12 protein-coding genes are annotated in these 13,343 nt (G+C 60.2%); 7 read left to right on the forward strand and 5 right to left on the reverse strand.

All coding sequences use genetic code 11. The features are described from left to right. Positions 1–111: 111 nt before the first annotated feature. Positions 112–525 carry a nucleoside-diphosphate kinase gene (gene ndk, locus PPRO_RS16155; protein WP_011737055.1) on the forward strand — a complete coding sequence of 138 codons (414 nt, stop codon included), beginning with the start codon at positions 112–114 and terminating at the stop codon, positions 523–525. Positions 526–736: 211 nt separating this feature from the next. Here the strand turns inward: ndk and miaA are convergent, their stop codons facing one another. Together miaA and PPRO_RS16165 are read right to left on the reverse strand one after the other, a co-directional pair. Then, the gene (miaA, locus tag PPRO_RS16160; protein ID WP_011737056.1) at positions 737–1,678 is read right to left on the reverse strand and encodes a tRNA (adenosine(37)-N6)-dimethylallyltransferase MiaA; all 942 of its coding nucleotides are present in this window, start codon (positions 1,676–1,678) and stop codon (positions 737–739) included. Next, positions 1,675–2,820, reverse strand: a complete 1,146-nt coding sequence (locus tag PPRO_RS16165) for a mechanosensitive ion channel family protein (RefSeq protein WP_011737057.1) — start codon at positions 2,818–2,820, stop codon at positions 1,675–1,677. Before PPRO_RS16165 ends, miaA begins: the two co-directional genes overlap by 4 nt. 189 nt (positions 2,821–3,009) lie before the next feature. Between PPRO_RS16165 and PPRO_RS16170 the strand changes: the two genes are divergently transcribed. Continuing rightward, positions 3,010–3,537, forward strand: a complete 528-nt coding sequence (locus tag PPRO_RS16170) for a hypothetical protein (protein WP_011737058.1) — start codon at positions 3,010–3,012, stop codon at positions 3,535–3,537. A gap of 255 nt (positions 3,538–3,792) precedes the next feature. Here the strand turns inward: PPRO_RS16170 and uvrC are convergent, their stop codons facing one another. Then, on the reverse strand, positions 3,793–5,637 hold the full coding sequence (gene uvrC / locus PPRO_RS16175) for an excinuclease ABC subunit UvrC (protein WP_041532916.1): 1,845 nt from the start codon (positions 5,635–5,637) through the stop codon (positions 3,793–3,795). A 300-nt stretch (positions 5,638–5,937) separates the two neighbouring features. On the opposite strand from uvrC, the gene PPRO_RS16180 reads away from it, so the two are divergent. Together PPRO_RS16180 and PPRO_RS16185 are read left to right on the forward strand one after the other, a co-directional pair. Next, a complete protein-coding gene (locus PPRO_RS16180) occupies positions 5,938–7,158 on the forward strand; it encodes an ammonium transporter (RefSeq protein WP_041532383.1) in 1,221 nt (406 codons plus the stop codon). 250 nt (positions 7,159–7,408) lie between these two features. Beyond that, positions 7,409–8,629 (forward strand): AAA family ATPase, encoded by a 1,221-nt coding sequence (locus PPRO_RS16185; protein WP_011737061.1) that lies wholly within the window; start codon positions 7,409–7,411, stop codon positions 8,627–8,629. A 97-nt stretch (positions 8,630–8,726) separates the two neighbouring features. Here PPRO_RS16185 and PPRO_RS16190 read toward each other — a convergent pair whose 3' ends face one another. Both PPRO_RS16190 and PPRO_RS16195 read right to left on the reverse strand, forming a co-directional pair. Beyond that, on the reverse strand, positions 8,727–9,263 hold the full coding sequence (locus PPRO_RS16190; RefSeq protein ID WP_011737062.1) for an NUDIX hydrolase: 537 nt from the start codon (positions 9,261–9,263) through the stop codon (positions 8,727–8,729). 172 nt (positions 9,264–9,435) lie between these two features. Then, positions 9,436–10,815, reverse strand: a complete 1,380-nt coding sequence (locus PPRO_RS16195) for a hypothetical protein (RefSeq protein WP_011737063.1) — start codon at positions 10,813–10,815, stop codon at positions 9,436–9,438. Between the two features lie 155 nt (positions 10,816–10,970). On the opposite strand from PPRO_RS16195, the gene PPRO_RS16200 reads away from it, so the two are divergent. The 3 genes from PPRO_RS16200 to PPRO_RS16210 all read left to right on the forward strand — a co-directional run bounded on the left by PPRO_RS16200 (position 10,971) and on the right by PPRO_RS16210 (position 13,335). Continuing rightward, the gene (locus PPRO_RS16200) at positions 10,971–12,350 is read left to right on the forward strand and encodes an FAD-binding oxidoreductase (protein WP_011737064.1); all 1,380 of its coding nucleotides are present in this window, start codon (positions 10,971–10,973) and stop codon (positions 12,348–12,350) included. A 34-nt stretch (positions 12,351–12,384) separates the two neighbouring features. Further along, the gene (locus tag PPRO_RS16205) at positions 12,385–12,594 is read left to right on the forward strand and encodes a hypothetical protein (protein ID WP_011737065.1); all 210 of its coding nucleotides are present in this window, start codon (positions 12,385–12,387) and stop codon (positions 12,592–12,594) included. Between the two features lie 156 nt (positions 12,595–12,750). Continuing rightward, on the forward strand, positions 12,751–13,335 hold the full coding sequence (locus PPRO_RS16210; RefSeq protein WP_011737066.1) for a Maf family nucleotide pyrophosphatase: 585 nt from the start codon (positions 12,751–12,753) through the stop codon (positions 13,333–13,335). Positions 13,336–13,343: the final 8 nt, after the last annotated feature.

A 13,343-nucleotide genomic window follows, 5' to 3' on the forward strand; every position in this document is an offset into this window, starting at 1 on the left:
GCGGGGGAGAAGATAGGACCCGGCTGCTCCGCGGGGAGGCAAAACCCTTGACAGTTGCGGAAGCGGGGTGGTATCCGGTGACTCTGCCATTACAGAATCAGGGGAGGAACCATGGAACGGACATTCGCCATCATCAAGCCGGATGCGGTGGAACGCAGGCTGGCCGGCACGGTCATCGACCGCATCGAGGCCAACGGCTTCACCATCGTCGGCATGAAGAAGATCAAACTAAGCAAGGAGCAGGCCGGAGGTTTCTACTGCGTCCACCGGGAACGACCCTTCTTCGGTGAACTGTGCGACTTCATGTCCCGCAGCCCGGTGATCGTGCTCTGCCTGGAGAAGGAAAACGCCATCGCCGACTGGCGAAAGCTGATGGGGGCCACCAATCCGGCCAACGCCGAACCGGGCACCATCCGCAGGGATTTCGCCCTCAGCCTGAGCGAGAACTCGGCCCACGGCTCCGACGCCCCGGAAACCGCCGCCTTCGAGATCGCCTACTTCTTCAACGCCCTGGAGTTGGTCTGATCTTTCTGCTTTACGCAGCAATGCACTAAACCCAAAATTCGGCAGATGAGGCGGTCCTTCGTTCGCTCCAGATCCCTGATCCTGTGGTTCCACGGCTCATTCCGCGACAGCCGGAAACTCGCCCTCCGGGCTCAGACAGTCCGGCTGCCTTCCGCTGCATTTCGCCGGGAACCACGACGGATCATGGATAAGTCGCTCGCTACGGACAGCCTCACCTGCCGGTTGCAAGATGGTAGCTGTTGTCCAGAATCACCCGCCGTGCCTCGCTCAGGGGACCTCCCCCACCGTCGACCCAGTTGATCGCCACCCCGTTGCGCTCCATCCTGCGGAACCAGGTCTCCTGGCGCTTGGCGAAGTCATGGATGGCGCTGTTCAGCTTCTGGAACAGGTCGTTGCGGCTAAGTTCATCCCGCAGATACATCCCCACGAAGCGGTACTCCAGGCCGTAGTAGTCCAGCCGCTCCCAGGGCACCCCCCCGTCGTTCAGCCGCCGCACCTCCTCGATCATTCCGCTCTCCAGGCGCTGGCGCAGCCGCTCCGTAATCCTGCGGCGCAGTTCGGCCCGCTCCCAGCGGATGCCGATCACCAGGGGGCGCAGATCGGGAAACGGTTCGTCATCCCCTGCGCAGTCCGCCTGGAAGCGGGCTATCTCCAGGGCGCGGATGGTGCGTTGCCGGTCCACGAGGTCGGTGCTGTTGTGCAGCCCGGGGCGGAATTCACGCAGGCGGGACGCCAACTCCCCGTCGCCGACCCCCTCCAGAGAAGCCCGCCACTCCCGGTCCTCGGGGACCTCATGCATGCGGTAACGCCTGAGCGCCGCGTCCAGGTACATGCCGGTGCCGCCGCAGAGGAGCGGCAAGCGCCCCCGACCGCAAATATCCCCCACAGCCTCAAGGAACAGCCGCTGGAAGGCGAACACGCTGAACTCCTCCCCCGGCTCCAGGATGTCGATCAGGTGGTGGTGGACCTCGCCGTACTCGTGCAGGTCCTTGCCGGTGCCGATGTCCATGCGCCGGAAAACCTGGCGGGAGTCGGCGGAGATGATCTCCCCCCCCAGTTCCCGGGCCAGATTAACGGCCAGCCGGGTCTTGCCCGAGGCGGTGGGACCAAGGATGGTCAGCAGGTTGAAGCGGGGGGCGTTGGACACGTTCAATTCGTTTCTGCCTCACGGGGGAGTTGCCCTGTCTCCGGTTCAAACCGATCTTCACCGCCACGGATATAGATGCTGCGGCTGGGGAAGGCGATCTCCAGGCCGAGGCCGTCCAGGATCTCCATGATCCTGAGGCTGACATCCTGGCGGGTCTCCAGGTATTCGCCCCAGACCACGCTCCTGGTGAAACAGTAGACCATGATGTCCAGGGAGGAGGCGCCGAAGTCGGTGAAGTTGACCAGGAAGAAATCCTGATCGATGGCCGGATGTTCGCGCAGCATGGTACGGATCTGGTTGACCGCCTGCCTCATCTGCTTCGGTTTCGTCTCGTAGGTTACGCCGACGGTGATATTGATGCGCCGGTTCGGTCTGCGGCTGATGTTGTCCACTGCCAGGTTGGCGATCACGTTGTTCGGCACGGTGATCTGGGTTTTCTCGAAGGTACGTATCTTGGTTGAGCGAAACCCCACCTCTTCCACGATCCCCTCCAGGTCACCCGCCTTGATCCAGTCCCCCACATGGAAGGGGCGGTCGAGCAGGATCATCAGCGAGCCGAAGATGTTGGAGAGGGTGTCCTTTGCGGCCAGGGCCACCGCCAGGCCACCGATGCCGAAGGAGGCCAGCAGGCCGGAGATGGAGTAGCCCAGGTTCTGGATGGTCATGATGAAGGCAAGGAAGACGACGAACGCCCGGATGCTCTTGCGCACGAAGGGGAGCAGGTGGTCGTCCAGGGTCGATTCGGTCTTGCGGACCCACCCCTCCAGGAAGGTTTCCACCAGCCCCACCAGGTTGTACAGCGCCCAGGCCAAGTCGAAGGTCACCAGCACCTTGAACAGGGATATGGCTCCCCCTTTCAGGTCCATCGGCTGGGACGGCAGGCGCAGCACGTGGATCGCTACAATGAAGCCGATGATCACCAGCAGCCACTCGGCCGGCTGGCGGATTGCCTGGAAGAACAGGTCGTCGTAGCGGCTCCTGGTCTTCTCTGCCAGGGGAAAGACAACCTTGAAAAACAGGTGGTTGAGGATCTTCTTCAGGATAAATGACAGAAACAGTACGAGAAAGGCCCCGGCGAAGCGGCTCAGGCTGATGCCGAGGAAGGTCTGTCGCAGAATGGATTCCGCGGTGCTGTACAACTCTCTCATATCGACACCTCCCTGGGATTCAGGAAGGTATCCTTTACCAGATGGAGAACGGGATTGCAAGGGTGCCGGGCGTCGGAACGGCTATTTTTTTCCTTGTAAAACGTTGCGTTATCGGTTTTGTGGGGGCACATAACAAGGGGGCCGCAGCGTGCGGCGAGGCAGTCAGCGACGCGTCGGGGAGGGGGGAACATGGAACAGAGCAGCTATCGCATCGTCCTTTTGGGTGTCGCTTCCGGCACCGACCCCCTGGTGGTGAGGCAGCAGTTGGCCCGCGCCTTTCGCGCCTCGCCGGAGAAGGTCGGGCAGGCGCTGGAACGGGTTCCGTTGGTGGTGAAGTCGGGGCTGGATCAAGGCTCAGCCCATGCGTTCCGGGATCTCATCGAGGGGGCGGCGGGAGCTTGCAGGGTTGAGGCGGTGCCTTTGGAGACGGCTGTTTCTTCTCCGGTATCCCCGGCAACGGAGAAAACCGTGAACTGCCCCAACTGCGGCTATGCGGCACGCGGTCCCGACGATCCCCTGGTGACGGCCCATGGAGGTCAGGGGGAGTGCCCTGCATGCGGCATCATCGTCTCCAATTTATGCCAGGAGCAAAGCGTCCTGAAACGGCCGGGAGACGATACCGCCGGCAACGCGGGGTGTCCGGAATCCCGTCAGGCGCGGGAGACCTTTCAGGCCAGGCTCACAATTGGCCAGTATACGCGTACAAAAATAATTTAAACAGACTGTTTTTTCCGCATCGGGGCAGCTATAGTTCAACCATAGGGATGAAAAAGCCACAATCAAAAGGAGGTTTTATCTGTTACATGGAAGACTCTCCACCCGACTCGATGCACACATAGGCGGTAACCACGATCCGATCAGAGCATGAATCGGATAGATGCCCGAAAAGGGAATAACACTCACAAACGAAGCCCACCTGATTGACCAGGTGGGCTTTTTCATGCCCGGAATGCCGAGTAGTTCTTGCGGGCCTCACTCCTCACCTTTCTCTCCGTGCAACCAGTCGAAGACGGCTTCCGCCGTTGTCCGGCTCATTCCTTCAACCGCGACGATCTCCTCCAGGCTGGCCTGCTTCAGCAACTGCAGACTGCCGAAGCGCTTCAAAAGCGCGGCGCGCCGCTTTGAACCTATACCAGCTACGCCCTCGATGGCCGAGGCGATCCCCTCCTTGCCCCGCAGGGTGCGGTGGTAGCCGATGGCGAAGCGGTGCGCCTCGTCGCGGATGGCTGCCAGGAGCAGAAGCGGGCCCGAGTTCTGGCGCAGCACCACAGGATTCCTACGCCCCGGCAGGAAGACCCGTTCGTCGCTCTTGCGCAGCTCCTCCGCCTCCGCATCCCGCTCCACCCGGCTTTTGGCCAGCGAAACCAGATCAATGCGCCCTTCCAGCCCCAGCTCAGCTATTATCTGGGCAACGGCGTTCAGCTGGCCGATGCCGCCGTCAACAACCACCAGGTCGGGCAGCGGCTCCGCCTCCAGTTTCTCCGGCCTGAAGCGGCGCGAAAAGACTTCCGCCAGCATGGCGAAGTCGTTCTGCCCCTCCACATGGCGGATGCGGTAGCGCCGGTAGTGGGGCTTGTCGGGGCGGCCCTCGCTGAAGACCACTCCGCTCCCCACGGAGAAGCGCCCCTGGATGGTGGAGATGTCATAGCACTCGATGCGCCGCGGCAGGCGCGTCAGCTTCAGCCGTTGCCGCAGCGCCTCCAGCACGGCATCAGCCGCGGCCTGTTTCTCGTCCCGCTCCCTAAGCTGGGTGGCGGCATTCTTGCCGGCCAGCTCCACCAGCTCGCGCTTGACGCCCCGCAGCGGCCGGGCTATGACGACCCTCTTCCCCCTGGACTCGGACAGCAGTTCGGCCAGGGGCGCCCCGTCCTCGATCTCCAGCGGCAGATGGATCTCATCCGGAATGAAGGTCCCCTCCCGGTAGTACTGGCGCAGGAAGGAGGCGATCCCCTCGGCGTCATCCAGCTCCCAGTTCAGGCTGAACTGGCGGCTCCCGGTGAGCACGCCGCCACGGATGAAGAGCAGCGCCAGCTGCAGCCGCGGGCCATCACGGTGGAAACCGAGCACATCACAGTCCCCGCCACGGGTAACCATCTTCTGCTTCTCCACGGTGACCTGGATGGAGCGCAGCAGGTTGCGCCAGCGGGCGGCCTCCTCGAAGCGCAGCTGGTCGGAAGCCTCCAGCATGCGGCGCTTGAACTCCGCCACCAGCTGCTTGCTCTTCCCCTCCAGAAAGAGCATGGCCCCCTCCACCAGCGTGGCGTAGTCAGCGGCGGTGACCAGGCCGGCGCAGGGGGCGCTGCACTGGCCGATCTGGTGGTACAGGCAGGGGCGCTTGCGGGCCATGCAGCGGGTCAGGGGATAGTGGCGAAGGGGGAACATGCGCAGGAGCTGGCGCAGCACGTCCCGGGCCGCCGAAGCCGAGGCATAGGGACCGAAATAGCGGGCCGAGTCACGGGGAATCTTGCGCACCAGGGTGAAGCGGGGGAACGGCTCGGCCGGGTCCAAGCGCAGGGAGAAGTAGGTCTTGTCATCCTTCAGGTCCAGGTTGTAGCGAGGGCGGTGCTGCTTGATCAGCGTATTCTCCAGCAGCAGGGCCTCCTTCTCCGTATCGGTCAGCACGATGTCGATGTCGACGCACCTGGCCATCAGGAACCTGACCTGATAACGGGAATCGGCTGACGCGCCGAAGTAGGAGCGCACGCGCTGGCGCAGGCTGCGCGCCTTGCCAACGTACAGTATCTCGCCCCCGGCATCGCGCATAATGTACACGCCCGGCGCGGCCGGCAGTTGCCGTATCTTGTCCTCAAGAGCCATGGGCCACATACTAGCCGGTTGTGCGCGGAATGAAAAGCCCGCCGTGGGTCCAGCGCCGGACCACGCCTCTCTGGGGCGAGCAGGCAGGCGTCTAACGCCTGGGCAACGCCACGACGGTGCTGCCTGTTTTTTCGGCGCGACGCCCAATATCAGTGCAGAGCCGATGCGATTCGATCCATCTTCCCGCCGGTCGTGACAAGGCCGTTGCGCAAAAAAACGAGTTGGCCCTCATTTTGCTTAATCACCCCCCGGCATGCCCAAAGAAGGGCATATATTCACGAGATACCAACGGGGGTATGTATGGAGACCATGTCGACGATGACGGGCCTGAAAAGCAGCGCCGATGTCCTGTTTCTGATGCTGGGGGCGGCCATGGTGTTTGCCATGCACGCCGGCTTCGCCTTTCTGGAGGTGGGCACGGTGCGCAAGAAGAACCAGGTCAACGCCTTTGTCAAGATCCTCACCGACTGGGCGGTTTCGACAGTCGTCTACTTCCTGATCGGCTTCCCCATCTCCTACGGCATATCCTTCCTGAAACCGGCCAGCGATCTCATGGGGCCGAACCAGGGCTACGACCTGGTGCACTACTTCTTCCTGCTCTGCTTCGCCGCCTGCATTCCCGCCATCATCTCCGGCGGCATCGCCGAGCGGGCCAAGTTCTGGCCCCAGGTCATTGCCGGCGCCATCTTCGCCGGCCTCTGCTACCCGCTGTTCGAGTCCTTGATCTGGGGCCAGAACGCCTCGATGCTGCAAGGGTTCTTCAAGTCCCTGGGGGGAGCGGAATTTCACGATTACGCCGGATCGGTGGTGGTGCACTCCATAGGCGGCTGGATCGCCCTGCCGGCGGTGTTGATCCTGGCCCCCCGCATGGGGCGCTACGTGCGCGGCAAATCCCACCCCATCCCGGTCAGCAATATCCCCTTCCTGGCCCTGGGCTCCTGGATCCTGGCGGTGGGGTGGTTCGGCTTCAACGTCATGAGCGCCGGCAACCTGGAAAAGATCTCTGGCCTGGTGGCGGTCAATTCCCTCTTGGCCATGGTGGGGGGCATACTGGCCGCCCTGGTGGCAGGCAGGAACGACCCCGGCTTTGTGCACAATGGCGCCCTGGCCGGCCTGATCGCCGTCTGCGCCGGCAGCGACATCATGCACCCCCTGGCATCCCTGGTGGTGGGGATGATCGCCTCGCTGATCTTCGTCTACGGTTTCCACCTGGAGCAGGAGGTGCTGAAGATCGATGACGTTCTGGGGGTCTGGCCGCTGCACGGCGTGATCGGCTCCTGGGGCGGCATTACCGCCGGCATCTTCGGCCAGAAGGCCCTGGGTGGAATGGGGGGGGTCAGCTTCGTCTCCCAACTGGCAGGCTCCCTGTCGGCCATCCTCTTCGCCCTGGCCAGCGGCTTCATCGTCTACGGCATCCTCAACAAGACGGTGGGCATCAGGTTGAGCGAAGACGAGGAATTCGCCGGCGCCGACCTCTCCATCCACTCCATCGGCGCCTATCCGGAGGAGCACGTGCGCTGAGTATCCGGCATCGGTAGAACCTTTTGCAGAGGGGGTGACGCCATGTGATGCGTCACCCCCTCTTTATTCCGTCCCATCCAGAGCCTGTGCAAGTCTCTCCATGAAATCATTAGAAAATTTGACCACCATCCTCATCACGTGTAGATTGTTGAGAAAGTCACGGGGCAGAAAAACATTCAGATATGTTTTTCGAAAAATAGTTTAAAGTCAACTGTGACTCGAATGAGGCTACTTTTGGCGGAGATTGTTTATGACTGAACAGGAACTTCGGGATAGCCTGGATGAGCATTTTACGCCAGCACGTCCTGCAATTCATAATTACGTTGAACGAGATAGGGTTGATACTAATTTTCGGGATGCCTTGCATGAGCCTGGCTTCCAAGTAATGGTTTATGGGCCAACAGGTGTAGGTAAGTCTTCACTGGTCTGGTCAACGCTCGACAAATTAGGCTTGACCTATTATCGGTTTGGGTTTGATGATGGTATTACTGAAAGCAATCTTTTTCCAAAGATAATGCAAAAGCTTGGTTTTGAAAAAGTAACAACAGATAAGAAGACTTATGAATCTGGCACATCTGTGTTGACATCTGCTGGAGTTAAGATATGGAACCTAATAACATTTAAAGGCGCTTTCGGTGCAAATAGTAAAAAAATAGATGAACAAGTTTTTGTGCCATATCACAATGACGCTGATGTTGATGCAGTAGCAGAAGCATTGATGAAACTTGACTGTGTTTTGTTTCTTGACGATCTTGAAAAGATAAAGAATGATGACATTAAGAAGCTTCTTGCTCACCTAGGCAAAAAAATGTCTGATTTGTCTGGCTCGTTAAAAACAAATTCAAAAATAATCTATGCTGGAATAAGCCAAGAAGTTTCAAAATTGATTTCGTTGGATCAGTCATTACGTGACAGGCTCGCGGATCAAATGTTGGAAAAACTACACGATTCAGAAGTAAAACAGATATTTACCAAGGGTTGGTCAGCTGTAGGGTTTGACTATTCAGAAATTGATCTCGATCACATTGCATCACTTTGCTGCGGATATGCACGTTATGCACACTGGATTGGAAAACAGTCAGTGTTGCATGCCTTTAGGGCAAGTCGACATCGATTGGAAAGCAGTGATATAAATGATGCAATTGAATTTATAATTACAAGATACAGAGATGACTATCAGACTAGAATAGATAAAGCAACTGGGCATAAGGGTGGGCATAGAATCAGGGAAGCTATTTTATATGCTATGGCAGAATGTAACGAAATTGAAGTTAGTTTTGACTATATTGTCAACAACGCATCTAAAATAAGAAATATCGATTTTAAAAAGACACAGATCAGTGGGCCGCTAGGTGAACTCAAAAAACCTGCCCGAGGAAGTTTGCTAGAAGATGGAAGAATGACAGGATATCACAGGTTCACCGACTTGATGTTAAAACCATACATAAGGATGTTGAGACTCGGTTACTGACCTTTGCCAGGGAAAGCTGGCGGGACGTTGCTTGCTAATCAATTAGATCGCACTCTGGGGGCTTCCGTGCCGTCATGATCAAGCCGAAGGCCTGCCATCATGGAAGCCCGACACCGGCCCGCTCCCCCAACAACTTCTCCTTCCGCAACAAATCCGCCTCCCGATTGAAGTTTGGCGTGGTCTCGCCAGTGGCGATCAGGTCATCGATTTCCGTGATATCAAGGAAACGCACCTCGTCTATCTCCTCTTCCTGAATACGGAACGGGCCATCATGGGTACAGGCGTAGGAGTAGACGTACTCGCGCTCTATCTCCGATTCGAACAGGTAGCGGCCGAGCGGCCGCAGGCGCGCCGGATCGATCTCTATCCCGATCTCTTCCAGCACCTCCCGTTGTATGGCGTCCTCCAACAACTCACCGGACTGGATGTGCCCGCCGACGGAGGTGTCCCATTTGCCGGGCTGGATGTCCTTGGTGAGCTTCCGCTTCTGCAGCAGCAGCTTGCCCCCGGAGTTAAAGACGTGCACGTGCACCACCGGGTGCAGCAGCTTCGAGCCGTCGTGACAGCGGGCTCGGGTCGCCCTGTCGAGGGCAGTTCCGTTTTCATCAACAATATCAAACCATTCAACTGTCATCGTGACATTCCTCTTTCCCAGGAGAACTGCGCAGCCAGGTCAGCCTTTCTGCTATTATTGGGACCCCGCATGTGAGGTGGTCGCGGTTCCTATGGCACTGATTGCTGGATACACAAAGGAGCGGCATCAACACTGACACCGCTCCTTGATTTGTCCGCCGTATTTCGCCTTCCTACTGCCAGGTTACCACAAAGGCGCGCAAGCCGCCCCCCTGGGCATCGCGGTAGAAAACCGCGTTGAGATTGGCTGCCAACCGCCCCCGCTGGATCTGGTAGCCGTCCCTCTTCTCCGAGGAGTCCTGGACAAAGGGGGAGTTCCCTGCCAACTGAGCCAGCGCCGATTTCATGAAGCCTTCCGGGATGCCCCGGCCACCCTTGTCGATGACCTGAATGGCCTTGATGGCCGTACCCTCGCGAAACACCTTGAACTCGGTCACCAGCCCCATGTACCGCTCCCAACCGGGATTGGCGGCGCCATACTTCTTGTCCAGGCCGTCACGGGGAACAAAGGAGGGGAGAGTGGTGAGCCGCGGCGCAACGAAAGGAGGAGGAGCCTGCCCCTTGGCCTGGTCGATGGAGGAAACATGCGCCCGGGCAGCAGCGGACGCGTCAGCCCCGGCCATGGGCTGTTTCGTCGCTGGGGCAGGGGCCTTCGCCGCTTCGCCGGGCAGGGCCGGGGCGAGGGGAGCCACATCGACGACCTTTGGCTGCGAGCCGCGATGCTGCAGCAGGGTGACTGCCAGCACCACGACCACCAGCGGAACGAACCAGAGCAGGAAGCGGGCATACCTGGGACGGGGGGGGCGCGTTTCGATGCCGATGGCATCATCCTGCCGGCTGTCCCGGAGAGATGGCTGCTCCGCCGGCAATTCCCTGGGCAGCTCCGTGGGGCGGGCATCGCTGACAGCGTTCTCCAGGGAACTGGTGAACTCGGAATACACCGACAGGCGGGGCCTGGCCGCATACGCGCTCCCCTGTTCCACAGGGGGCGGTTCAGCCGGTTCGGCCGCGGCAGCCGAAAGTGACTCTGCGTACTGGGGAGAGAAGGCGGAGGGCGAAATCTGGAAATCCACGCGGTCCACTGCGAGCGGTTCCTGGAGCGCAGGTTCTTTGGGAGCTTGGGGAACGGCATCGGCCACGGGGGCGGCATCGGCCGGCTCGGCAACCGCTGCGGCGCGCTTTTTACCCTTGACGGCCAGGGTGGCGATCGCATCATGGACCGCATTCAGCAGCTGGAAATCGTCCTGCGACGTATCCAAACTACTGTGATAGAGTTTGAGGACAGCGTCGTTGACCTGATCGGGTGGCGCAAGCAACACGAATCGGGTGCGCCGCCTGCCGAGCCGCTTCTTCAAGTGCATCAGCAGGATATCCGCCGAAAGGCCGGAAACATGGGTCTGCACGAACACCATGGCCGGCTTGTCGGCGGCGATCTCCTCGCCCCCCTGCTCAAGGCTGCTGGCCACGCGCAGGCGCAGGTTCGGGTCGTCGGCCAGCCGCATGAACAACTGTCTCAGGCGTGGTATGTCGGTTATCAAAAGCAGGTCAACCACGACACATTCTCCTTGCAAAAAGGGGTATTGTACGGCATGCACCACCCGTTATCAACCGCTTTGTTGGCCAGTTAGCCCAAAACGGCCTTGCGCGTGGCAGCCACTATCATGTATCGTAGCAGGTCCGAATGCAATCGTCACAGGAGAGAGAGAGTATGTTGAAACAGGAAGTACTCCAAGAGCTTGCCACCATTGTGGGCAGGGACAACATCGCCACCGAGCGCCAGGACCTGCTCTGCTACTCCTATGACGCAACCCAGATGGAGTTCCTCCCGGACGCGGTCGTCCATCCCGCCAACACCGAAGAGGTGGCCGCAATCATGCGCCTGGCCAACAGCGCCGGCTTTCCGGTCTTTCCACGGGGCGCGGGGAGCGGATTCAGCGGCGGCGCCCTGCCCAAGACCGGAGGCATCGTGCTGGTCACCACCCGCATGAACCGCATCCTGCGCATCGACACCGAAAACCTGATCGCCGAGGTGGAGCCGGGCGTGGTCACGGAGCAGTTCCAGCAGGAGGTGGAGAAGCTGGGGCTCTTCTACCCGCCTGATCCGGCCTCGCTGAAGTTTTCCACCCTGGGGGGGAACGTGGCCGAGAACGCCGGCGGCCCCCGTGCGGTGAAGTACGGCTGCACCAAGGATTTCGTCATGGGACTGGAGGTGGTGCTCCCCACCGGCGCCATCATCCGCACCGGCGGCGAGACCTACAAGGGGGTGGTGGGGTACGACATGACCAAGCTGCTCTGCGGCAGCGAGGGGACCCTGGGCATCATCACCAAGATCGTCTTCAAACTGCTCCCCTACCCGGACGCCAAGAAAACCATGCTGACCATCTTCGACTCCATCGACGGGGCAGCCAAGGCGGTTTCGTCCATCATCGGCGGGAAGATCATCCCCACCACCCTGGAGTTCATGGATTACGCCACCCTGCAGTGCGTGGACCGACGCTTCAACCTGGGCATACCGTCGGAAGGGAGGGCGGTGCTGCTGATCGAGGTGGACGGCGACCGGGACCTGATCGAGAAGCAGGCCAGCCAGATCCACGACATCATCAGGCCCCTGGGACTGGTGCAGTTCCGGGCGGCGAAGGACAAGGCCGAATCGGAGCAGCTCTGGCAGGTCCGGCGGCTGGTCTCACCGTCGCTTCGGGACGTGAACCCGGACAAGTTCAACGAGGACATCGTGGTGCCGCGCAGCAGGGTGCCAGACGTTATCCGCCGCATCGAGGCGATCAGACAGCGCCACGACATCCCCATCGTCAACTTCGGCCATGCCGGTGACGGCAACATCCACGTCAACATCATGGTGGACAAGAAGATTGCCGGCATGGAGGAGAAGGCCCACCAGGCGATTCGCGAGGTATTCCAGGCCGCCCTGGAGCTGGGCGGCACCATGTCGGGCGAGCACGGCGTCGGCCTCTCCAAGGCGCCTTTCATCGAACTGGAACTGACCCCGGACCAGATCGCGGCCATGAAGGCGATCAAGCAGGCCCTGGACCCCAACAACATCCTCAACCCCGGCAAGATGTTTCCCTGGTAATTCCGAACAGGGCGCGTTCCCACGGAGGCCCGCCATGGATACCAACAAACAGCATCAGGAAGCCTCGCTGATCGGCATGTTGCTCTCCCTGGAAGTTCTGCTGACGCTGATGGGGGTGGCATCGCTCTTCTACGGCATCATCAACGCAGTACCGCTGAACATCTTCCTCGGGCTCCTGATCATCCCCGGGGTGCTGCTGGCGGTCAGGGTGCGCCGTGCTCGCCGCCGCAAGCAACAAACATGAAAAGCAGTCGTCTCGCACAGAGACACGAACGGCACAAGGAAAACGTTCAGCCCACAAGCTGACACCCTCCCTAACAGGCTCTATCTTCGCCGTGCCTTCGTGCGAGAACAGCCGTTTCCGATCCACTCACTTCAGCCAACACAGGATACCCAACCCATGCCCCACGCAACCGCACCCATCGTACTTGCCTCAGCTTCGCCCCGCCGCTCGGAACTCATGGCCCTGGCAGGCATCACCTGTGACGTCGTCCCGGCGGACATCTGCGAAGATCCGCTCCCCGGCGAGCAGCCGGACGAGCATGTCATGCGCCTCTCCCGGGAAAAAGCCCTGGCCGCCTCGGCCCTGACCGCCGGCCGCTTCTTCGTGGGCGCCGATACGGTGGTGGTGCTGGAGGAGCGGATCATGGGCAAACCGGTGGACGAGGAGCAGGCCCGGGAGATGCTGGAATCCCTCTCCGGCCGTACCCATCGGGTGATCACCGGCATCACGGTTTTCGACCGCGACACCGAAACCTGCCAGACCAAAAGCGTCACTACCCAGGTGATCTTCAAAGAGCTCAGCAAACGGGAGATCCGCGACTACATCGCCACCGGCTGCCCCATGGACAAGGCCGGCGCCTATGCCATCCAGGGGGGGGCGGTGCACTTCATCCGCTCCATCAACGGCTCTTACACCAACGTGATCGGCCTGCCCATGACCGAACTGTACGAACTCCTGCAGAGCGCCCGTGCGCTGCTCTGACAGGGGAT

Origin of the sequence: Pelobacter propionicus DSM 2379 (genome assembly GCF_000015045.1) — a bacterium.
Classification (GTDB): Bacteria; Desulfobacterota; Desulfuromonadia; order Geobacterales; family Pseudopelobacteraceae; genus Pseudopelobacter; species Pseudopelobacter propionicus.